A 21,369-nucleotide genomic window follows, 5' to 3' on the forward strand; every position below is an offset into this window, starting at 1 on the left:
CGCTCTTTAACCCCGGATACCCGCATGACCGACAGCTTCGTCACACAGTGCCCGCATTGCCAGACCAGTTTCCGCGTCAGTCACGCTCAGTTGAGCGTGGCCCGAGGCATGGTGCGCTGTGGCTCATGCCTGCAGGTGTTCAACGCCGCGAAACAGCTGTTGGAACAACGCGGCGGGACAACGCCGGAAACGCCGTCGCCCTCCGCGCCAAACGCCGAAAACGTTGAGAAAAAGCCGGAAATCCTCGCGCCGCAGTCCCTCGTCGTCACCCAGCCAGCGCCACTGCCGGTCAAGCGTGAAGAGCGTGATGTCGACCTGGACAGCCTGGACCTGGACGACCTCGACGTGGAATTGGCCCGTCTCGAACAGCGCGAGATTCAGCTGCCCGAGTCCTTCGGGCGGGTCAGCAAAGCGCGCGATCACGACGAAGTCGAGTCCTTCAGCGCCCGACGCGACGAGCCTGACGTCGCGCAGGAGTCGTGGGCCCACGGCATGAGTCACGACGATGTCGACCGGTTGCCCGAACTGCGTGCCGAAGTCGTCGAGGAACGCGAAGAGCACACCGACCACTCGATAGACGAAGGCCCGCTGGAAGAACCGATCAACCAGCGCGACCGCCATCGTACCGAGCCTTCATTCTCGCTGACCCCGGACGATCTGGACGACGAACCCGCTCGCCCCCACTCGCTCAAGCCTCAAGCCGAAGCTGACGATCAGCCGTCGTCGGAACGTTTCTCTGCCCTGGATACCCACAACGATCAGGATCGCCTCAGCGCACGTCAGGATGAGGACGACGATGAGCCTCCGCGCGCGTCTGCCGACGGCAAGCGTGGCGGCCGCAACGAACCGGGCCTGCGGGACAGGGCGCTGGTCGACCTGACGGATGACCCGCTGCAGTTATCCTGGCAGAAGCCCAAACCGCGCTGGGGGCGGCGTCTGCTGTGGATGCTGTTGATCCTGATTGCGCTGGGCGCACTGGCCGGCCAGTACATTGCCTACCACTTCGAGGAGCTGGCGCGACAGGATCAGTACCGCCCCGTTTTTATGGAGCTGTGCCCGACACTCGGCTGCAAAGTCCCGTCCAAGGTCGATATCAAACTGCTCAAGAGCAGCAACCTTGTCGTGCGCAGCCACCCCGAATTTCAAGGCGCACTGGTGGTCGACGCGATCATCTATAACCGTGCGTCCTTTTCCCAGCCGTTCCCGCTGCTCGAACTACGCTTTGCCGATGCGACGGGTCAACTGATCGCCAGCCGTCGATTCAAACCGGGCGAGTACCTGAGCGGCGAGCTGGCGGGCAAGGACGAAATGCCGCCACAGACGCCGATCCATATCGCACTGGACATTCTCGACCCGGGCCCAAAGGCGGCGAACTACAGCCTGAGCTTTCGTTCGCCGGAGTAAAACGTCGCGCGCAGCGGTTTTTCCGCACCGAAATGCAGCACCTTGCACGGGACGGGATGCCCGAAATCCGACGACACTTTTATGACAATCCTGGCCTAAACCTAACCGTTTGCGATAAGAACGGAGCTGTTCAGATTTTATCCAATTCAGCCTTTATCCAGTCATCGAGAGCGGGTATCATGCCCACCCTTTTTCATACTCTGGGTCCCGTCTGAATTGGCGCTGAAGCACTTTTCGGACCAGACCTCGTGATTCGGCCCCACAACAGGTCACCCTATGTCGGCGGTACGCATCGGCCCTTACACATTGCAAAACGGCTTGATTCTCGCCCCGATGGCGGGTGTCACCGACCAGCCCTTCCGACAACTCTGTCGCCAGCTCGGCGCAGGTCTGGTGGTCTCGGAAATGGTCACCAGCGACATGAGCCTCTGGAACAGCCGCAAGTCGCGGTTGCGCATGATTCACGAAGGCGATCCCGAGCCACGCTCGGTACAGATCGCTGGCGGGGACCCGCAGATGCTTGCGGACGCAGCACGCGCCAACGTCGAACTCGGCGCGCAGATCATCGACATCAACATGGGCTGCCCGGCGAAAAAGGTCTGCAACAAGGCCGCCGGCTCCGCGCTGTTGAAAGATGAACAGTTAGTGACCGAAATCCTGCACGCGGTAGTCGCGGCAGTCGAGGTACCGGTCACGCTGAAGATTCGCACCGGTTGGGACCGGGCGAACAAGAACGGTCTGACCATCGCCAAAATCGCCGAGCAAGCCGGCATTCAGGCGTTGGCGGTGCACGGGCGAACCCGTGCCGATCTCTACACCGGTGAAGCCGAGTACGACACCATCGCCGCCATCAAGCAGGCGGTGTCCATCCCGGTGTTTGCCAACGGCGACATCGATTCACCGGAAAAGGCCCGCTACGTCCTGGACGCTACCGGCGCCGACGGGCTATTGATTGGCCGGGCGGCCCAGGGGCGCCCATGGATTTTTCGCGAGATAGAACACTACCTGCAGACCGGGGAAAAACTTCCGGGCCTGCCCGTCGGTGAAGTGGAACGCATTCTGCTAGAGCATCTGGCTGCGCTTCACACGTTCTATGGTGACGTGATGGGCGTGCGAATCGCCCGCAAACACGTCGGCTGGTACCTCGCAACGTTGCCGGGCGCCAGGGAGTTTCGCGCCCTTTTCAACCGTTTGGACGATACAGAAGCACAGTGCGCCAACGTTCGGGAGTTCTTCTCCCAGCGCGATAAATCCCGCCCAGCAGGGAACGAAGAAGAGGTGGCCGCATGACGATGATGACTGAGACTTTAGTGAGTGGAACAACACCCGTGAGCGACAACGTCAATTTGAAACAACACCTCAATACGCCGAGCGAAGAGGGTCAGACCCTGCGCGGAAGCGTCGAGAAGGCGTTGCACAACTACTTCGCTCATCTGGAAGGTGCGGCCGTCACTGATGTCTACAACCTGGTGCTCTCGGAAGTCGAGGCGCCGTTGCTCGAGTGCGTGATGAATTACGTCAAGGGCAATCAGACCAAGGCCTCCGAACTGCTGGGGCTGAATCGCGGCACCCTGCGCAAGAAACTCAAGCAGTACGACCTGCTGTAAGCATCCGAAAAACAAGCGACCTCACTTCAATGCGGTCGTTTTTTTTGCAAAATTCTTTTGCTTTTGATGGAAGTTGAGATGACCGACCAGACGACCCGCCTGCCGATCCGCCGCGCCTTGATCAGCGTATCCGACAAGACCGGTATCCTTGAATTCGCGCGTGAACTCCAAGCCCTCGGTGTCGAGATCCTCTCCACTGGCGGTACGTTCAAGCTGCTCAAGGACAACGGCGTTGCAGCGGTAGAAGTCGCTGACTACACCGGCTTCGCTGAAATGATGGATGGCCGGGTCAAGACACTGCACCCCAAAATCCACGGCGGCATCCTGGGCCGTCGCGGCATCGACGACGCCATCATGAGCGAACACGGTATCAAGCCGATCGACTTGGTCGCCGTGAATCTCTATCCGTTCGAAGCGACGGTTTCCAAGCCGGGCTGCGACCTGCCGACGGCCATCGAAAACATCGATATCGGCGGCCCGACCATGGTTCGCTCCGCCGCTAAAAACCACAAAGACGTCGCCATCGTCGTCAACGCCAGCGATTACACGAACGTGCTGGAAAGCCTCAAGGCCGGCGGCCTGACCTACGCGCAGCGCTTCGACCTGATGCTCAAGGCGTTCGAGCACACCGCCGCCTACGACGGCATGATCGCCAACTACCTGGGCAGCGTTGACCAGTCCGCTGAAACCCTGAGCACCGAAGGCCGCAGCGAATTCCCGCGCACCTTCAACAGCCAGTTCATCAAGGCGCAGGAAATGCGCTACGGAGAGAACCCGCACCAGAGCGCGGCGTTCTATGTGGAAGCCAGGCCTGCCGAAGTCGGCATCGCCACCGCGACTCAACTGCAAGGCAAAGAGCTTTCCTACAACAACGTCGCCGATACCGACGCGGCGCTTGAGTGCGTGAAGAGCTTCGTAAAGCCTGCCTGCGTGATCGTCAAACACGCCAACCCGTGTGGCGTTGCGGTGAGCCCGGATGCCGAAGGCGGCATTCGTCAGGCCTACGAGCTGGCCTATGCCACGGACAGCGAATCGGCGTTCGGCGGCATCATCGCCTTCAACCGTGAGCTGGATGCCGAGACGGCCAAGGCCATCGTCGAGCGTCAGTTCGTCGAAGTGATCATCGCCCCGAGCGTCAGCGCCGAAGCTCAGGCCATCATTGCCAGTAAAGCCAACGTGCGTCTGTTGACCAGCGGCCAGTGGGACGCAGAACGCGCGCCGGCCTGGGATTACAAGCGGGTCAATGGTGGCTTGCTGGTGCAGAGCCGCGACATCGGCATGATCGGCGCAGACGACCTGAAGGTGGTCACCCAGCGCGCGCCGACCGAGCAGGAGATCCACGACCTGATCTTCGCCTGGAAAGTCGCCAAGTACGTGAAGTCCAACGCCATCGTCTACGCCAAGAATCGCCAGACCATCGGCGTCGGCGCAGGCCAGATGAGCCGCGTGAACTCCGCGCGCATTGCTGCGATCAAGGCCGAACACGCCGGTTTGCAGGTGCAGGGCGCTGTCATGGCTTCCGATGCGTTTTTCCCGTTCCGCGACGGCATCGACAACGCCGCCAAGGTCGGCATCACGGCGGTGATCCAGCCAGGCGGCTCAATGCGTGATGCCGAAGTGATTGCGGCAGCGGACGAAGCGGGTATCGCGATGGTATTCACCGGCATGCGCCATTTCCGTCACTGATACATCAGGACCGGTTCGCGCGATTGGCTTTTGTGGGACCGGCTTTAGCCGGGAAGGCTGCATGACTGACCCGACAGATGTGTCGGATGTATTGCCCTCTTCCCGGCTGAAGCCGGTCCCACAGTCTGCGTTCGACGCCCCACACTGTTTGCATCCGGATTTTTACGCGTTGTCGATATAGAGGTTTTGGAAATGAATATTTTGATCATTGGCAGCGGTGGCCGTGAACACGCTCTGGCCTGGAAGGTCGCGCAGGACGCTCGTGTCGAGAAAGTCTTCGTCGCCCCCGGCAATGCCGGCACTGCCATTGAAGCCAAGTGTGAAAACGTCGCGATCGACGTGCTGGCGCTGGAGCAATTGGCGGACTTCGCCGAGAAGAACGTCGCGCTGACCATCGTCGGTCCGGAAGTACCGCTGGTGGCCGGTGTCGTCGATCTGTTCCGCGCCCGTGGCCTGAAGTGCTTCGGCCCGATCAAGGCCGCCGCGCAGCTGGAAGGCTCCAAGGCATTCACCAAGGATTTCCTGGCGCGCCACAATATTCCCTCTGCCGACTACCAGAACTTCACCGAAATCGAACCGGCGCTGGCGTACCTGCAAGAGAAAGGCGCACCGATCGTCATCAAGGCCGACGGCCTGGCAGCGGGCAAAGGCGTGATCGTCGCGATGACCCTCGCGGAAGCAGAAGACGCCGTACGTGACATGCTGGCCGGCAATGCCTTCGGCGACGCAGGTTCGCGCGTGGTGATCGAGGAATTCCTCGATGGCGAAGAAGCCAGCTTCATCGTCATGGTCGACGGCGAGAACGTGCTGCCCATGGCCACCAGCCAGGACCACAAACGCGTCGGCGACGGCGACAGCGGCCCGAACACAGGCGGCATGGGCGCATATTCCCCCGCCCCGGTGGTCACCGCCGAGGTTCACCAGCGCGTGATGGATCAGGTCATATGGCCGACCGTCAGGGGCATGGCCGCCGAGGGCAACATTTACACCGGTTTCCTCTATGCTGGTCTGATGATCGACAAGGCCGGCAACCCGAAAGTCATCGAGTTCAACTGCCGCTTTGGCGATCCGGAAACCCAGCCGATCATGCTGCGTCTTCAGTCGAGCCTGGTGTCGCTGGTCGAGGCCGCTCTGGCGCAAACGCTGGATACAGTGGATGCTCAGTGGGACCCGCGTCCGAGTTTGGGGATCGTGCTGGCCGCCGGCGGTTATCCGGCCGACTACGCCAAGGGCGACGAGATTCACGGGCTGGACGCTGCGGCCGCGTTGCCGGGCAAAGTGTTCCACGCTGGCACCGCGTTGCAGGATGGCCGCATCGTGACATCCGGTGGTCGCGTGCTGTGCGCGACGGCCCTGGGCGACACCGTAGGCGCTGCGCAAAAACAAGCGTACGAACTGGCTGCAAAGATTGACTGGAACGGTTGTTTCTACCGCAAGGACATTGGCTATCGCGCCATTGCCCGGGAACGCGGCGAAGATCTGGCGTGAGCCTCGGCCCGATCAGCGATTCTTCGTTGAGTCGCTGATCGGTCATCCGGTGCCCCAGAGTTAAACAGGCTTCATTCACGAAGGGATTTCGCCGTGCGCTGGCTCAGGATTGCCACTCGTTTGACCGTCACAATGCTGACCCTGCTCTGTATATCCTCGGCCGCCGCCGAGGTCAGTGCAGGCTGGTCAACCCTTGTCGACGATCAGGCGAGCCTGAACCTCAGCGACATTCGCTCCCCCCACTACGAATCCCAATTCAGCCCGGTGGAGCTCGACAAGGTGCGCGCGACCAGCCGCGACGCTGCACTGTGGCTGCACTACCGCCTGCCCCCGACCACCCATGAACAACTCGTGCGGATCTTCGCGCCCGACCTGGCAACGGTCGACATGTACGTGCTCGACGGCGACAGCCTGATCGATCATTCGCGCTCCGGTAACCGGGTGCCGCGCGAAGCGCAACCCCTGCCGTCACTGGACTTCCTGCTGCCGGTGCCCCACAGCGACAAGCCGCTCGACTTGTATTTGCGCCTCAAGTCCGAGCAGGAACTGCGCCCGAACATCACGCTGGAGTCCGCAGTCACCAGCGCCGCCGACGAGCGCCGACCGCTGCTGCTCGGCCTGTTCTTCGGCTCGCTGGCCATGCTGATCGTGCAAAACATAACGCGCTTCGCCCAGTCCCGCTCGGTCAGCAGCTTGTGGCTGGCAGCCTGCGAGGGGTTTCTGGGGCTGAGCGCCCTGTTGCTGCTCAACCTTCAGGCGCCGTGGCTGCCGCGCTGGCATCTGGCGCAGACGCCGAGCGCTCACCTCGCTCTGCTCCTCGCCGCCGCGACGGGGCTGATGTACACGTACTGTTTCTTCATTCAGCGCGGGGTCGAGATGCTCAATCGGCTGCTGATGGGCGTGCTGCTGGTGGTCGGCTTTGGCGCGCTGCTGGTGCTGTTCGTTGAAACGCTGCCGCTGAACATCATGACGTTCCTGCTGGTGGCACTGACCACGGTCAGTATCACGCTGGTGTCGATCTACCACTTGCAGAAGGGTTACTCCCCTGCCCGGCCGTTCGTGATCGCCATGATCGCGTTCAATCTCGGCAATCTCGTGGTGCTGCCGGCCATGCTCTGGCTAACGAGCATTCCCGCGCAGACGCTGATCATCGGGGTGCTGGCGGTGTTTTGCCTGTGCGGCCTGCTGATGAGCATCGCCCTCAGCGAGCGTCATCGCAGCATCACCGAAGACAACTTCAGCATCAGCCGTGAACTGGCGGCGAGCACGGCAGAGATCAACGCCAAGGCCGAGTTTCTGGCGAAGATCAGTCACGAGATCCGCACGCCCATGAACGGCGTTCTGGGGATGACCGAGCTGCTGCTGGGCACGCCGTTGTCGGTCAAACAGCGCGATTACGTGCAGACCATTCACAGCGCCGGCAACGAACTGCTCACTCTGATCAACGAAATCCTCGACATCACCAAGCTGGAGTCCGGGCAGATCGAGCTGGACGACGTGCAGTTCGATCTCAACGCGATGATCGAGGACTGCCTGAGCATCTTCCGCGCCAAGGCCGAGCAGCAAAGTGTCGAGCTGATCAGTTTCATTCAGCCCCAGGTGCCGCGAGTCATCAGCGGTGACCCGACGCGCCTGCGGCAGACGCTGCTCAGCCTGCTGGAGAACGCCTTAAAGAAGACCGACGAGGGCGAGATCCTGTTGGTCGTCGCCCTCGACTCCCGCGGTGGCAAGCCACGACTGCGCATCGCCGTGCAGGACAGTGGCACGCCGCTGACGCCCAAGGAACGCGACGCGCTGCTGCACGCCGAACTGCACAGCAAGAATTTCCTGGCTGCCAGCAAGGTCGGTGGCCACCTGGGGCTGGTCATCGCCCGGCAGTTGATCCTGTTGATGAACGGCGAGTTCGGTATCCAGAGCGGCACCAATCAGGGCAGCACGCTGTGGCTGAGTCTGCCACTTGATGCAGAACGACTGGAGCAGCCCCCCGCCGATCTGGACAGCCCGCTCAAAGGCGCGCGGGTTCTGGTGGTCGACGACAACGACACCTGCCGCAAGGTGCTGGTCCAGCAGTGCAGCGCGTGGGGGCTGAATGTCAGCGCCGTGCCCTCGGGCAAAGAGGCGCTGGCGCTGCTGCGTACAAAAGCTCACCTGCGCGACTACTTCGATATCGTCTTGCTCGACCAGAACATGCCCGGCATGACCGGCATGCAACTGGCCGCCAAGATAAAGGAAGACCCGAGCCTGAACCATGACATTCTGTTGATCATGCTCACGGGCATCAGCAACGCGCCGAGCAAGGTCATCGCGCGCAATGCCGGGGTCAAACGCATCCTCGCCAAACCGGTCGCCGGTTACACGCTGAAGACAACGCTGGCGGACGAGCTCAATCAGCGCAACAAAGGCAATGCGCCCTTCTCTGCGGTGCCCGGGCTGATCAGCGACCTCGACGTGCCCAGCGACTTCCGCATTCTGGTCGCCGAAGACAACAGCATTTCCACCAAGGTCATTCGCGGCATGCTCGGCAAGCTCAACCTGCAGCCGGACACCGCCAGCAATGGCGAAGAGGCGCTGCTGGCGATGAAGACCCAGCGCTATGACCTGGTGCTGATGGACTGCGAAATGCCGATCCTCGACGGGTTCTCGGCCACACAGCAGTTCCGCGCCTGGGAAACCGGCAACCAGCGCATTCGCACCCCTGTGGTGGCGTTGACCGCGCACATTCTGGCGGAGCACAAGGATCGCGCGCGCCAGTCCGGCATGGACGGCCACATGTCCAAGCCGGTGGAGCTATCGCAGTTACGCGAGCTGGTCGAATACTGGGTGGAGCAACGTGCCCGGGATGACGCGACCCGCGCCACCCGCGGCGAAGACCGTTATGAGCAAAACTGACCGCCAGGTGGGCGTGACGGGCTGATAGACTTGGCGCTGTCCCAGTCTGCTGCCATGAGCTCAAACCATGCTTCACGTGCTGTTCAGCGTTTACCTGAAGATGCTGGTGCTCTATAGCCCGTTCTTCGTCCTGTCCTGTTTCATTTCCCTGAGCCGCGGTTATTCGCGCAAGGAACGTCGGCACCTGGCCTGGAAGATAGCCTTGGCGACCCTGGTTTCCAGCGTCTTGCTGTACCTGTTCGGGCGGGTGATTTTCGGGGTCTTCGGCATCACCGCCGACGCCTTCAGAATCGGCGCCGGCAGTGTGCTGTTCATCTCCGCCCTGGCCATGGCCCAGGGCAAGTCCGGCGTGCAGACCGACAATGTGCAACAGGACATCGCCATCGTGCCGCTGACCATTCCCATCACAGTCGGCCCCGGCACCATTGGTGCACTGCTGGTGATGGGCATCAGCCAGCCCCATTGGGATGACAAACTCACGGCCATCGTGAGCATCGCGCTGGCCAGCCTGACGGTGGGCGTAATCCTCTACCTGTCCAACAGCATCGAGCGAATTTTAGGGGATCAGGGGCTACAGATTGTCAGCCGCCTGATGGGGCTGTTCGTTTGTGCCCTCGCCGCCCAGATCATTTTCACCGGCATCAAAGGTTATTTGATCCCCTGACGCTGGTACGATCGGGCCCGCAGTGGGTCACCATCAGGTCGATGGCATTGCAGGCTTGACTGACATCAACGAATCGAAATAGAGACGTGAGTACCGTTCCAGCGTGCTCTGGACCTTCTCGCGATAAGGCTCGAACGCTTTTTTATCGTAGAGATAAGAGCCGCCATTAACATGGATTTCCATCGTGAGCCGAGGTGCAGTCAACCAGGCTTTGGTGGCAGTCTCGACGAGCATGTTCAGACCACAGACCATGACCTCGATTTGGCCGTTCGACGCTTTTCTGCACGGCACCACCTGAAAAGCTTCAGCCCTGCCCGTACTGAACCAGTCTTCGAAGAAGGATTGGACCTGGCTACTCCGCAGCATGGCTTCCAGTGCCGAGCGACCCTGCACCCCCAAGTGAGGACTCCCCGTCGACTGGATGCTGCTTCTTACGACCTCGGGCAACTCTCGCCGGTGCTGAATGCGGATGACATTGCTCTCAAGCACACCGCCCAACTTGAAACCACTGTTGAACAGCCCGGCCTGGTAGCGCTCTATCCATCTCTTCCACGCATGCTGGCGATCAAATTTCCGGTCAGCACGCATCTCTGTGTAATTCAGGCAATCGAGAATGTCGTTCTTTTCCTGATCTGACACACCCGACGAAAAGGTCACCAGGTTCTGGCCGGTCAAGAGTGTATCCACGCGGGCCTCAGCCATTTGACTCAACCTTCGGCGCGTCAGGCTCGGCATGGCAAATGGGCAGGATCAGGCCATCACGCCTCGTTTCCAGAAATGCCTCTACTTTGTCCCGTACCTGTTTGAATGCGACGAGGTCCAGGTGCCGTTTTACGAAGCGAATGTCGATGGAGCCGATAACCTCGCTGCGGGTGAACGATTGTTCGAACAGATCATTATTTATTTCAGCTGTAGTCTTGAACGCTATAACGCAACTGGAGAGGACTTCCCCTGCCGCCGCATAGCTCAGCATCAGGTTCACGACAGTCGTTTGAGGCATTGGTAGCCGCCCGGAATCGATGGCCGGCGGCTCATTCGTATGCTCGTCAGTACACGTTTGCAATGCGCGTGTTTTAAACAAAATCTGCGGAGCGGCGTCAGGTTCAATGGATGCCATACGCTTGAGCATTTGCCTGACGTCATCGGCAGCCAATTCCGGCAAGCGACGGCACAGTTCCTGATCCAGCACATGGCCAATATTGATGCGCTCGTTAACACCTAGCGCGATTGTGTGGGTACGCAAATCTGACAGCATCCATTTAAGGTTGCGCAGAGCATTATCATGCTCCTCAGACCAGCGAGCAGGCGAATCCAGCCTTGCGCATTTACCATCGGCATATATCTGCGAAAACAGTAGCGAGTCGAGGATGTCTTGTCGCACTGTTGCCTTAATAGCTTTCGAACTGCAAACCAGGTGACCTAAAACGACTGCGTTTGTTATTGAACATTCCATTGTTCTAGCCCATTGAGTCAATAGAGAAAGGGGCCGCCCAGCAGCCCCCCTGAATATTTATTTTTTCAAACTGTTGAAAAAATCATCTGCCTCGCCACCCAGATAGCCATTAATTCGTTCTTTATTACGTTCAAAAGATTCCTTCGAGAACTGCACGCCTTTCGCCAGACGTTTCACGCTCATCCTCGAGACAGACCACTTCCAGAACAGCGCACCGCCCGTTTCCGTATGATAGGTGGCATGTACAGAAATCAAATAAGTAACCGGAATACCGGTAGACGATTCGACGCAGGGAACGATGCGGAAGCTGGATTTATTGCCCGACTTTGCATTTCTTTCAAACAGCTTCATCACCGGATCGGAGTTCTGAAGCTTGTCGAGAACGATGTTCATCAGCGACAGCACGGTGGCCGCATTAGGGCCTGCGATGGCGCTGACAAGCTCCATTACAACCGAATCCATGGTGAGCGACGTATTGCTTGTTTTGTATTCGCCATATTCGCTTCCGCCCACGGTCAACCAGCCCGCATGACGCAGCGCCAACGCATACTCCTTGAGCCACTGCACGGGATCGGAATCCACGCTGACCTTGGAAGTTGCAACGGTTTCTGCAAACTCTACACCCAACAAAACAGCAGAGCGGTTTTCAGCGCTGACACCATCAGCGAACGCTACAATCGCCGGTGCGTCCTTGCTGACCTCTGCGACACTGTCGCTTTTATCTTGATCTGCACTGAGGGATGAGAATGCAGCCAGGCGAACGCGGGTAGGCAGGCTGCTCAAATAAGCAATGGTTTCGGCTTCGGTGGGAGCAACGGTATTAATATCAGTTGTCATAATTGCAATCCTTGCAGTGAGTTATTAATTGCGGTCTCGCTGACCGCACACGAAACTTAGTTCCGAACTTCCTTAACTGCAACGAGGAACACGTTACGACTTACGTCGAACACTGACTAAACAATAAATCCGGCGTGCAAACAGGCGCCAGAGTTGGCTCTTCATTGAGGAACGTTGCTTCAGATGTGAATCAAAGAAGAGCCCTGCCGCCTTATGAGCCCGCAACTGTTCCAGCGGCAGCTATAAGTCGGCAGGTGTGATGATCAGGCGATGTCCGGCTTGGCACCGTACCAGCGCGGCGTGTAGACCCACGGCTGGCCATTGGCGCGAGGGAATACGCAGGTGAGCGACGAGCCAATCAACACCATCGTGCGCATGTCGACATGTTCAGGCATCAGCTCACCCAGTGTGACGACCCGCAACGTCTGCCCCGGCCGACCCACATCACGCCCCAACGTCACCGGTGTTTCAGGGCTTCGATGCTGGCGCACGATTTCCAGCGCCCGTCCCAACTGCCAGGGCCGGGAGCGCGAGATGGGGTTGTAGAACGCCAGTGCCAGATCGGCCTGACAGGCGAGATCGAGACGCTTCTCGATGATCTCCCAAGGCTTGAGGTTGTCCGAGAGGGACATGACGCAGAAGTCATGACCCAACGGCGCACCCGCCAGCGCCGCCGTCGCCAGCGAGGCCGAGACCCCCGGCAGGATGTGCAAGTCCACCCGATGCCAGTCGGGATTGTCCGACTCGTGCAGCGCTTCCAGCACCGCTGCGGCCATGGCGAACACGCCCGGATCACCCGATGACACCACCACCACCGAACGCCCTTCAGCGGCCAGCTCGAAGGCATGCCGGGCGCGCAGCATTTCTTCGCGGTTGTCAGTGCAGTGCAGCACTTGGTCGGCGCGGAAAGGCCCAGCCATGCGCACGTAGGTTTCGTAGCCCAGTACATCGTTGGCGCGCGCGAGTTCGGCCTTGACTGCGGGGATCATGAATTCGGTGGCGCCCGGGCCGAGCCCGATGACAGCCAGCCGCCCTCGTGCGCAGCCAATCTGTTCAACCTCCAACGGCTGCGCCGCGACAGCAATGGTAATGCCCGCCGCTGACGTAAGCGGCGGCAACAATTGCGGCAACACCTGCTGGGTCATTTCGGCGGGCGTGTCGGCGTCAGTGAAACGCAGCGCAACGCCCAGGGATTCGGCAGCCGCATGCAGCGCAGGATTGGCCATCTCGGCTTTGCTGGCCAGCAAGCAGCCCAGCGCCTGAACAGCAATGCGCGAATCATGTAGCGCGGCTTTCACGGTATCGGCCACAACCTCGGCGGGATCAGCCAGATCACCGCTCAGCGCCACCAGTACGTTACGAGGGTAGATCAACAGCTCGTGGTCGCTGGGTTCTCGCTCGCCATAGCCGACGTGGATCGCCAGCTGCGCCTGATCATTCTCAGGCAGTTGCGCCTGCGCCAACCAGGGCGCATCGCCCTCGACGCGCACGCTTTCGCCCGACAGCAAATCACTGACGAAGCGCTTGCCCAGCTCCAGATCGCCCAACGCATAGCCGGCGGGAGGATTAAGCAGGCAGGTACCGAAGCGCAGCTCGCCGCTGGTGGTGATGGCCGCTGCGGTGTTCAATGCCGCGGCAATTTCCCGGGCCATGACATTGACGCCGCCCAATCCGCCGAGCAGCGGCACCACCGCGCTGCCATCTTCGGCGACGGCCAGCACCGGCGGCTCGACGCCCTTCTCCAACAACACCGGCGCCAGGGTGCGGATGACGATGCCCGCTGCGCACAGCGCAATGATCGGCGTGTCTTGCTGATAAAGCTGGCGCAGCGTCGCACCAAATTCCGAATAGCTGCGGTCGGCGTCTTCGACGCGCCCGGCCAGCCCGTAAATCAGCGCTTGGGGGTACAGCTGCTGAATATGTCGCGCCGTCGCCAGCGCGCCTTTGCCCAGAATGACAATGGCCGGGGCGTTGAGAGTGGTTGTGCTCATCAGCCCTGCCACCGTTCGCCGGGGACAATGATCAGCGAGAAATACGGCGACGACATGGGGTCGACCTCGGCCAGCGGCACGATCTTCTGATTGGCCATGGTCGCGCGTTCAACGTACAGGGCGCGCTCTGCCAGCCCGGTTTCCACCAGCACCTGACGCACTTTCGGCAGGTTGCGCCCCAGCTTCATGATCACCGCAGCGTCGGCATCCTGAAGCTTGCGTTTGAGTTCGTCGGCAGACAACACGCCGGACAGCACCGAGAGACTTTGATTGCGGTACACCAGCGGCGCACCCAATACCGAAGCGCCGCCGAGCATCGAGCAGACACCGGGGATGACTTCGGCTTCATAGCGATCGGCCAAGCGATCGTGCAAGTACATGTAAGACCCATAAAACATCGGGTCGCCCTCACAGATCACTGCCACATCGCGCCCGGCGTCCAGATGCGCAGCCAGATCGGCGCTGCATCTGTCGTAGAACTCGCTGATCACTTGCTCATAAGACATGTGAGAGGGCAGCGCCTCCGTGGTCACCGGGTACACCAGCGGCATCAGCGTCTGAGCCTGCTGCAAATGGCCTTCGATGATGCCGAACGCATTGCCCTTCTTGCCCTTGGCGACGAAGTACGCGACCACCGGCGACTCGCGCAGCAGGCGCAGCGCCTTGACGGTAATGAGTTCCGGATCACCCGGCCCCACGCCCAGGCCAATCAGACGACCGCGTGGTGCCATCATTCGATCTCCGTGGCGAGTGAGTTGACCGCCGCCGCCGCCATGGCGCTGCCGCCGCGACGGCCCTGCATGATCACGTAAGGCACGCCGCGACTGTCGGCAGCGAGCATGTCCTTGGATTCAGCGGCGCCGACGAAGCCCACCGGGAAACCCAGGATCAGCGCAGGTTTCGGCGCGCCGGCATCGAGCATTTCCAGCAGATAAAACAGCGCGGTCGGTGCGTTGCCGATCACCACAACCGCCCCTTCCAGGTGCGGGCGCCACAGCTCCAGCGCTGCCGCCGAGCGTGTGTTGCCCAGCTCCCGCGCCATCTCGGGCACGCGTTCGTTTTTCAGGGTGCAGATCACCTGATTGTTGGCCGGCAGGCGCGTGCGCGTGACCCCTTCGGCAACCATGTGCGCGTCACACAGGATCGGCGCACCGGCTGCCAGCGCGCGGCGACCTGCAGTGCCCGCGCCGGGCGAAAAGCGCAGGCCTTCGACCGCATCGACCATGCCACAGGCATGAATCACCCGCACGGCGAGTTTTTCCAGGTCGGCCGGGATGGAATCGAGCCGGGCTTCGGCACGAATGATCGCGAAGGAGTTACGGTAGATCTCCTGGCCGTCGCGGATGTAATCAATCATCGGTGTTGCTCCGTGAGTCGGCGGTCAACAACGCGCCGACTGCTTCAATAGTGAGGTCACGTGCATGCAGATCGCCGAATCCGGACATGTCTGCATGACGAAAATAAAGGTCGTAACGACCGGGCGAAGCTGCCAGCAGGGTCACCGGCATCACGTGCGCAGCGGCGCATGAACGCGCGCAGCCGGACAGATGCACCGGATGGCTGATGGCGTTTTCCTGCAGCAATGCGGCCAAACGGAGACCGTCGGCCTTGGTGTCAGCCAGCCCTTTAGCGCAGGCAGCGGAGCCGGTGCAGGCGACAATTTTTGTCAGCGACTGAGAGACATCGACGAGCAAGCCCGCCTGGCTCAAGCCATCCATCACGGCCGCTGACTTGTCTGCCGGGACATTTCGCAGCATCAGGCTTTGCCACGGTGTCATGCACAACTGGCCGTCGCCAGACGCAGTCGCCAATCGGGCGGCTTCACGCAACATGGACGGCCGCAAACGCCCCAACGGCACCCCTGCGCCCACGGCCACGACGCCGGCTTGTGCCTGGGAGTACGTGCCGATGTGCGCAAACGACCGAATCGGCGCGCGCCGCCAGTCGGTTACTTTTTGATCAACCACAAGTGGCTGCGGCAAACGCGCGGCGACGTGTTCGAGGAATCGGGCGACGTGCATTTCTTTCAGCAGATCGCGCATGCGTGCCTGATCGAGGCGAGCGAGATCCAGAAAGGTTTCCAGCACCGCGACGACCAAGGCGTGCGCTGCTTCCGGCGCCACCACAGCCACCGGCGAATCGGTGGCCGGACAGCCCGCCAGCCCGACACCCAGCAGCGTCCGGCCATCGATCTGCAGTGCAGACAGCCAGAGATCATGGGGATGCTCGATCATCGCCAGGCCCTCGCCGCCGTCCAGAGACAGCGCGAATTTGGGCGACAGTTCATGGAAACGCGGGTGGTGTTCAAGGGAATGCAGGATCTGCCCGGCCAGCGGACGCACGTCCAGCAGTTGCAGTGGATCAAGGCCTGCGGTCGGGCTGAGCATCAGGTTGCGCACGTCGTCGCTGGCCGGGTTGCTCGGCCCCAGACCGGCATTGAGCAGGCTCGCAATCAGCCCGTCATGGTCGGCGCCTATGCCGCGAATCTGCAGATTGCCGCGATTGGTTGCCTCGATCACCCCATCGGCAAACCGCTCCGCGGCGTCCGCCACGGCCAGCGCCTGATCCGCTGAAAGCACCCCGCCCGGCAGCTTGATCCGGCAGATGCCGCCGTCCAGCGCCGGGACGATACGCAGCAACCCCGGGCAAGCCGAGGGGCGAATGGGCGCAGCGGATGGGCGAGCGGACAACGGCTCGGTCAATGGATCACCTGGCGTAATCGGACTGGGCAAGTGGGAAACGAATGGTTACAGGCGGCGTATTATGCCTGCTTTGGCGGCGGGCATGAAAAGACGGTCTGTCGGATCGCTCATCCCGCAGATCTGCAGCCCCCCGGCTTGCCGCGAGTGGCGGGTTTGAAATCGCTGACCGCCGGGGTGGTGATTGGCATTGGCGAGTTTGCTACCAGAGCTTTCCCAAGAGCGCCATTGCTATGAGCATTGTGACTAGGCCGACGCCCCCGAGCCGCGACGGCATATATATCCATCGTCGGAGCCTTACAGAAATGTTGTTGACTTGATCAAGATCGGCCAAGCCATGTTTGTCCAGAAGGCGAGGACACGTCAGCACCAAGCTAGTCATCGAATACCGATACATCTTCCCGGCATGGCTGTATTCCCCCCAAAAAGCCTTGGCATCCGTGACGAGCTTGCAGTGGGACAACTGCGCTTCAATCTCCGGAAGGACTACATACGCGGCGTAGAGCGCAAGGAGATGTCCGATAAGCAAAAAGCCAGCCGATACTACGGCTACCCATAGCAAGAAGACGTCATTCATTGCAAAGTCCAAGGCCCTCGTAAATCACTGTAGGCATCGTTGATATCTTTCAAGGTGCTCTCAACCTGACTCAGGTGCGTGCCCCTGGCCGAGGTAACGCTGCCAATGCCGATAGAGCCGTAGAAACCACTGGCAAGCCTGACAGCCAAGGGGTGGTGATTGGCGTTGGCACGTTTGCTACCAGAGTTTTCCAAGAAGCGCCAAAGCGGTGATGCCAGCAAAGAATGCTGTCAAAGCAACTCTTTCGGGAATGCAAATCCATCGTCGCTGATGGGCAGAGATGCTCTTTACCTCATTTATATCCACCATATCTTGTTGTCGCAGAAGCTCGGTTGACGTCAGCGCCAGGCTCACAGCTACAAGCCGATAGCGTCGACCGACAAACCCCGAGTTATCCCAACAGCGCTTCGCATCAATCACGATACGACAGTTTTAGCCGTTCCTCTATTTCAGGAAGGATGAAGTATTTCACGTACACGTCTACGCAAAAGCTAACAACGCTTATAACGCCGGAGACGATGACGACTCCCCCTAAAAGGCCGTCATTCATCGTCAGCCAACTCATACAGCCAGTTACCAATGTGTTCCCCCACGTTGCTACCTCCTGCTCCCCCAAACCATCCGCCAGTAGCTCCACCTGCGATACCACAAACAACCAGGCTGGCACCGCGACTGGGCCCGGCCATCCTGAAGCACATCGATACTGCTGCCTTCGCGCCAATCCCTCCAATCGTAACGGACGTTGGAATCCCCACCATCATCTTCCCCACTTCCACAAACTTGGCCTTCGTGCACTGCTGCTCACGCCCGGCAGAACACGCTTCGCCGATCTCCATCAAACCCGCGCTGACGTCCAGCGCGACGCCTATCGCCGTCCCGCTGCTCAACGTACGGGCCACATTGTTGATGCGCTTCACGTTCCTGGCGTAATTGGCGACTTCCCCCGAGCGCAGGAAGCGCTTGCTGGAGATGCCCAGCATCTTCTTGATCGTCGAGTTGTTTTTCAGCCCCGTACCCCAGCGCCCAATACCCCGCAACTGCCCATCAAGGACGCTGAATAACTTCTGACGCCTAGCCATGAACTGGTCCTTGGTCAGGGTTCCGGCACGCCAGCGCTGGTAGGCATCGTTGATATCTTTCAGGGTGCTCTCGACCTGACTCAGGTGCGTGCTCCAGGCCGAGGTAACGCTGCCAATGCCGATAGAGCCGTAGGACATGATGCTTTGCAGAACGTCGTAGTTCTGTGTCAGAACCCTTGCGCTGGCGTGGTCGGTGGCGATCAGGGATTGGCGCACGTCACGAGCGTAGGACGCAAGTAGATTGTCCTCGGGCGTACACATGCTGGTGGAGTCGTCGCCCACGACAATCAGCTGGCCCGGCAAGACAATAGAAAAGGGGCTGATGTCAGGATTGAGCCGATCAAACTTGGTCCGGGCATCATTGCCATTGGGCAAGTTGTCTCGAAACGAGGAGAGATTCTGATTTTCGTCATTGATGAACGCATAGGCCCCGGACATCCGCTCAGCACCCTGTTCGGCTTGATGAGCGGCGCACGATAGGTTTGCGCTTTGGACGTTGTCATTAAACGTTGCGTGTAAATCGCCGTGATTACGGCAATTTCAGAAAGGCCCCACAAGCAAGCTCCCAGCCGCCTACAAAATAAGGCTGATTGTCCCCAGCACGACGAGGCTACCTCAGCGAGGTATCATGCAGCCCTGGTATCGACAGGCCGTTATGACAGGCCTGTCGCACGTATTTGGTTGAGGACAATTCATGTCGCCCTGGCTGACAGTCGTGGGAATCGGTGAGGACGGCTACAAGGGCCTGGGCAAGAATGCCCGGCATGCGCTGTTGCAGGCGCGGCAGGTGTTTGGCAGCTCGCGCCAGCTCGACCTCTTGCCGCTGTGCATTGGCGCCGAGCGTCGTCAGTGGCCGAGCCCGTTTTCGTTGCATGGTGTGCTGGAGCAACGTGGTGAGCCTGTCTGCGTGATCGCCAGTGGCGATCCGATGCTGTTCGGCGTGGGCGTGAGTTTGTCGCGTCAAGTCCCCATCGACGAGATGCGCGTGATCCCCGCCCCATCTTCTTACTCTCTCGCCGCCGCGCGTCTGGGCTGGGGGTTGCAAGATGTCGTGACGCTCTCGGTCGTCGCTCGCCCCTTGGCCGCACTGAATGCCCACCTGCAAAACGGCCTGCGCCTGCTGGTGCTGAGCAACGACGGTTCGAGCCCGGCGGCGATTGCAGCGCTACTGCGTGAGCGCGGTTTTGGCCCGAGCCAGATGACGGTGCTAGAACATCTGGGCGGCGCCTCGGAGCGACGAGTGGATGCGACGGCCAATGAATGGTCCGATCCTGAAATCGCTGCGCTGAACCTGGTCGCCATCGAATGCCGTGCACAGCCAGATGCGCTGCGTCTGTCGCCGCTGGGCGGTCTGCCGGACGAGGCGTTTCGGCATGACGGTCAGCTCACCAAGCGCGACGTGCGCGCGATTACCCTGGCCCGTCTCGCGCCCGTTCCTGGTGAATTGCTGTGGGACGTGGGCGCAGGCTGCGGCTCCATCGGCATTGAGTGGATGCGCGCGCACCCGACCTGCCGCGCCATCGCCGTCGAGTCCGATGAGGGCCGGCAACACTTGATCGAATTCAATCGGGATGCGCTGGGTGTGCCCGGCCTTCAACTGATTCGCGGACGCGCGCCCGATGCGCTTGAGGGCCTTGAGCAACCGGACGCCATCTTCATCGGCGGCGGCGTGACGCGCGAAGGTGTGTTGCACGCATGCTGGCAAAACCTGCGCTCGGGCGGCCGACTGATCGCCAATGCCGTCACGTTGCAAAGCGAGGCGATGCTGGTGAACTGGCGGGAGGAGCATGGCGGCGAGCTGACCCGCATTCATCTGGCCCATACCAAGCCGCTGGGCGATTTCGACACCTGGCGCCAGACGCTGCCGATCACCCTGCTCGAAGCGATCAAACCCTGATGCGCGACGAAACCGCCGAACAGCCCGCGCCGTTGCGCAGCGGCTTGACCACCGGCAGCTGCGCCACGGCGACATCCCTTGCCGCCGCGCGTCTGTTGCTGGCCGGCGAAACCAACGATGCGATCGAAATCACGCTGCCCAAAGGCAAGTGCGTGCAAATGCGCCTGGAATTCTGCCGCCTGATTGCGGACGGCGCCGAGGCCGGCACGCTCAAGGATGCCGGGGATGATCCGGACGTGACCCATGGCGCGCTGGTGTCTGCCCAGGTCAGGCTGATCTCTGAGCCCGGCGTGCGTTTTGTTGCGGGCGAAGGCGTTGGCACCGTCACCCGCCCGGGTCTGGTGCTGGGTGTCGGCGAGCCGGCGATTAATCCGGTGCCGCGCAGGATGATGGCCGAGCACCTCACGCATCTGGCCCAGGAGGTCGGCTACGGCGGCGGGTTTGAAGTGACGGTCTGCGTCGAAAACGGCAACGAACTGGCCCTGAAAACCATGAACCCGCGACTGGGAATTCTCGGCGGGCTGTCGATTCTGGGCACCAGCGGCATCGTCAGGCCCTTCTCGTGCGCGGCGTACATCGCGTCGATCCATCAAGGCATCGACGTCGCCCGCACCAACGGTTACCAGCACATCGCCGCCTGCACCGGCAACGCCAGTGAAGACACGATGCGTCGGGTGTATCAGATCCCGGACATCGCGCTGATCGAGATGGGTGACTTTGTCGGCGCTGTGCTCAAGCATCTGCGCAAAACCCCAGTGGAACGGCTCAGTGTCTGCGGCGGCTTCGGCAAGATCAGCAAGCTGGCGGCGGGTCACATGGACCTGCACAGCCGCCACTCCAGCATCGATCTGGATCAACTCGCGCGATGGGCCGCCGATGTGGGCGCCGATACCGAGCTGCAACGGAGCATTCGCGAGGCCAATACCAGTCAGCAAGCGTTGGCCATGGCCTCGGCCGTCGGCATCGAGCTGGGCGATGCGGTGTGTCAGCACGCACTGAATTTCGCCCGCAGCGTGGTGCCGACGCAGGTCCAGGTCGAGGTCTTTGCCATCGACCGACAGGGTGGGATCGTCGGGCACGCGGGAGGCTTTGTTTGAA

Annotated in this window: 17 protein-coding genes; 9 read left to right on the forward strand and 8 right to left on the reverse strand. The window is 60.8% G+C overall.

Annotated features, from left to right (window positions below; all coding sequences use genetic code 11):
• The first annotated feature begins 24 nt into the window (after nt 1-24).
• The 7 genes from L4G42_RS14535 (at nt 25) to L4G42_RS14565 (ending at nt 9,738) form a co-directional block, all read left to right on the forward strand.
• Nucleotides 25-1,404: a DUF3426 domain-containing protein gene (locus tag L4G42_RS14535; RefSeq protein ID WP_237251941.1), complete on the forward strand. Its 1,380-nt coding sequence runs from the start codon at nt 25-27 to the stop codon at nt 1,402-1,404.
• A 276-nt stretch (nt 1,405-1,680) separates the two neighbouring features.
• Entirely contained in the window at nt 1,681-2,694 is a 1,014-nt protein-coding gene (dusB, locus tag L4G42_RS14540) for a tRNA dihydrouridine synthase DusB (protein ID WP_237251940.1), read from the forward strand.
• Complete coding sequence (gene fis, locus L4G42_RS14545; RefSeq protein WP_007907419.1) at nt 2,691-3,011, forward strand: DNA-binding transcriptional regulator Fis; 321 nt, start codon at nt 2,691-2,693, stop codon at nt 3,009-3,011. The genes dusB and fis overlap by 4 nt, the downstream gene beginning before the upstream one ends.
• 78 nt (nt 3,012-3,089) lie before the next feature.
• Nucleotides 3,090-4,697, forward strand: coding sequence for a bifunctional phosphoribosylaminoimidazolecarboxamide formyltransferase/IMP cyclohydrolase (gene purH, locus L4G42_RS14550; protein ID WP_237251939.1), 1,608 nt, complete (start codon nt 3,090-3,092; stop codon nt 4,695-4,697).
• Nucleotides 4,698-4,889: 192 nt separating this feature from the next.
• Entirely contained in the window at nt 4,890-6,185 is a 1,296-nt protein-coding gene (gene purD, locus L4G42_RS14555) for a phosphoribosylamine--glycine ligase (RefSeq protein WP_237251938.1), read from the forward strand.
• 93 nt (nt 6,186-6,278) lie between these two features.
• Nucleotides 6,279-9,074, forward strand: a complete 2,796-nt coding sequence (locus L4G42_RS14560; RefSeq protein WP_237251937.1) for a hybrid sensor histidine kinase/response regulator — start codon at nt 6,279-6,281, stop codon at nt 9,072-9,074.
• A 67-nt stretch (nt 9,075-9,141) separates the two neighbouring features.
• Nucleotides 9,142-9,738, forward strand: a complete 597-nt coding sequence (locus L4G42_RS14565; protein ID WP_237251936.1) for a MarC family protein — start codon at nt 9,142-9,144, stop codon at nt 9,736-9,738.
• A 33-nt stretch (nt 9,739-9,771) separates the two neighbouring features.
• Here the strand turns inward: L4G42_RS14565 and L4G42_RS14570 are convergent, their stop codons facing one another.
• From L4G42_RS14570 to L4G42_RS14605, 8 genes are all read right to left on the reverse strand, one after another.
• On the reverse strand, nt 9,772-10,440 hold the full coding sequence (locus L4G42_RS14570; RefSeq protein WP_237259276.1) for a hypothetical protein: 669 nt from the start codon (nt 10,438-10,440) through the stop codon (nt 9,772-9,774).
• Nucleotides 10,433-11,119, reverse strand: a complete 687-nt coding sequence (locus L4G42_RS14575) for a hypothetical protein (RefSeq protein WP_237259275.1) — start codon at nt 11,117-11,119, stop codon at nt 10,433-10,435. The genes L4G42_RS14570 and L4G42_RS14575 overlap by 8 nt, the downstream gene beginning before the upstream one ends.
• A 129-nt stretch (nt 11,120-11,248) precedes the next feature.
• A complete protein-coding gene (locus L4G42_RS14580) occupies nt 11,249-12,028 on the reverse strand; it encodes a hypothetical protein (protein WP_237251933.1) in 780 nt (259 codons plus the stop codon).
• 263 nt (nt 12,029-12,291) lie between these two features.
• A complete protein-coding gene (cobJ, locus tag L4G42_RS14585; RefSeq protein ID WP_237259274.1) occupies nt 12,292-14,019 on the reverse strand; it encodes a precorrin-3B C(17)-methyltransferase in 1,728 nt (575 codons plus the stop codon).
• Nucleotides 14,019-14,753: a precorrin-2 C(20)-methyltransferase gene (locus tag L4G42_RS14590; RefSeq protein WP_237251931.1), complete on the reverse strand. Its 735-nt coding sequence runs from the start codon at nt 14,751-14,753 to the stop codon at nt 14,019-14,021. The genes cobJ and L4G42_RS14590 overlap by 1 nt, the downstream gene beginning before the upstream one ends.
• Nucleotides 14,750-15,376, reverse strand: a complete 627-nt coding sequence (locus L4G42_RS14595; RefSeq protein WP_108119017.1) for a precorrin-8X methylmutase — start codon at nt 15,374-15,376, stop codon at nt 14,750-14,752. Before L4G42_RS14595 ends, L4G42_RS14590 begins: the two co-directional genes overlap by 4 nt.
• On the reverse strand, nt 15,369-16,721 hold the full coding sequence (gene cobG / locus L4G42_RS14600; protein ID WP_336886184.1) for a precorrin-3B synthase: 1,353 nt from the start codon (nt 16,719-16,721) through the stop codon (nt 15,369-15,371). The genes L4G42_RS14595 and cobG overlap by 8 nt, the downstream gene beginning before the upstream one ends.
• Before the next feature lie 1,116 nt (nt 16,722-17,837).
• Entirely contained in the window at nt 17,838-18,812 is a 975-nt protein-coding gene (locus tag L4G42_RS14605) for a hypothetical protein (RefSeq protein ID WP_237259273.1), read from the reverse strand.
• Between the two features lie 256 nt (nt 18,813-19,068).
• On the opposite strand from L4G42_RS14605, the gene cbiE reads away from it, so the two are divergent.
• Together cbiE and L4G42_RS14615 are read left to right on the forward strand one after the other, a co-directional pair.
• Nucleotides 19,069-20,271: a precorrin-6y C5,15-methyltransferase (decarboxylating) subunit CbiE gene (gene cbiE / locus L4G42_RS14610; protein ID WP_237251928.1), complete on the forward strand. Its 1,203-nt coding sequence runs from the start codon at nt 19,069-19,071 to the stop codon at nt 20,269-20,271.
• Nucleotides 20,271-21,368, forward strand: a complete 1,098-nt coding sequence (locus L4G42_RS14615; protein WP_237251927.1) for a cobalt-precorrin-5B (C(1))-methyltransferase — start codon at nt 20,271-20,273, stop codon at nt 21,366-21,368. The genes cbiE and L4G42_RS14615 overlap by 1 nt, the downstream gene beginning before the upstream one ends.
• Nucleotide 21,369: the final 1 nt, after the last annotated feature.

It is taken from the genome of Pseudomonas petrae (assembly GCF_021728295.1).
Classification (GTDB): Bacteria; Pseudomonadota; Gammaproteobacteria; order Pseudomonadales; family Pseudomonadaceae; genus Aquipseudomonas; species Aquipseudomonas petrae.

Coding starts and splice junctions, on each gene's coding strand:
- L4G42_RS14535 (WP_237251941.1), top strand. CDS start 25: ATGACCGACAGCTTCGTCACACAGTGCCCGCATTGCCAGACCAGTTTC.
- dusB (WP_237251940.1), top strand. CDS start 1,681: ATGTCGGCGGTACGCATCGGCCCTTACACATTGCAAAACGGCTTGATT.
- fis (WP_007907419.1), top strand. CDS start 2,691: ATGACGATGATGACTGAGACTTTAGTGAGTGGAACAACACCCGTGAGC.
- purH (WP_237251939.1), top strand. CDS start 3,090: ATGACCGACCAGACGACCCGCCTGCCGATCCGCCGCGCCTTGATCAGC.
- purD (WP_237251938.1), top strand. CDS start 4,890: ATGAATATTTTGATCATTGGCAGCGGTGGCCGTGAACACGCTCTGGCC.
- L4G42_RS14565 (WP_237251936.1), top strand. CDS start 9,142: ATGCTTCACGTGCTGTTCAGCGTTTACCTGAAGATGCTGGTGCTCTAT.
- L4G42_RS14570 (WP_237259276.1), bottom strand. CDS start 10,440: ATGGCTGAGGCCCGCGTGGATACACTCTTGACCGGCCAGAACCTGGTG.
- L4G42_RS14580 (WP_237251933.1), bottom strand. CDS start 12,028: ATGACAACTGATATTAATACCGTTGCTCCCACCGAAGCCGAAACCATT.
- cobJ (WP_237259274.1), bottom strand. CDS start 14,019: ATGAGCACAACCACTCTCAACGCCCCGGCCATTGTCATTCTGGGCAAA.
- L4G42_RS14590 (WP_237251931.1), bottom strand. CDS start 14,753: ATGATGGCACCACGCGGTCGTCTGATTGGCCTGGGCGTGGGGCCGGGT.
- L4G42_RS14595 (WP_108119017.1), bottom strand. CDS start 15,376: ATGATTGATTACATCCGCGACGGCCAGGAGATCTACCGTAACTCCTTC.
- L4G42_RS14605 (WP_237259273.1), bottom strand. CDS start 18,812: ATGTCCGGGGCCTATGCGTTCATCAATGACGAAAATCAGAATCTCTCC.
- cbiE (WP_237251928.1), top strand. CDS start 19,069: ATGTCGCCCTGGCTGACAGTCGTGGGAATCGGTGAGGACGGCTACAAG.
- L4G42_RS14615 (WP_237251927.1), top strand. CDS start 20,271: ATGCGCGACGAAACCGCCGAACAGCCCGCGCCGTTGCGCAGCGGCTTG.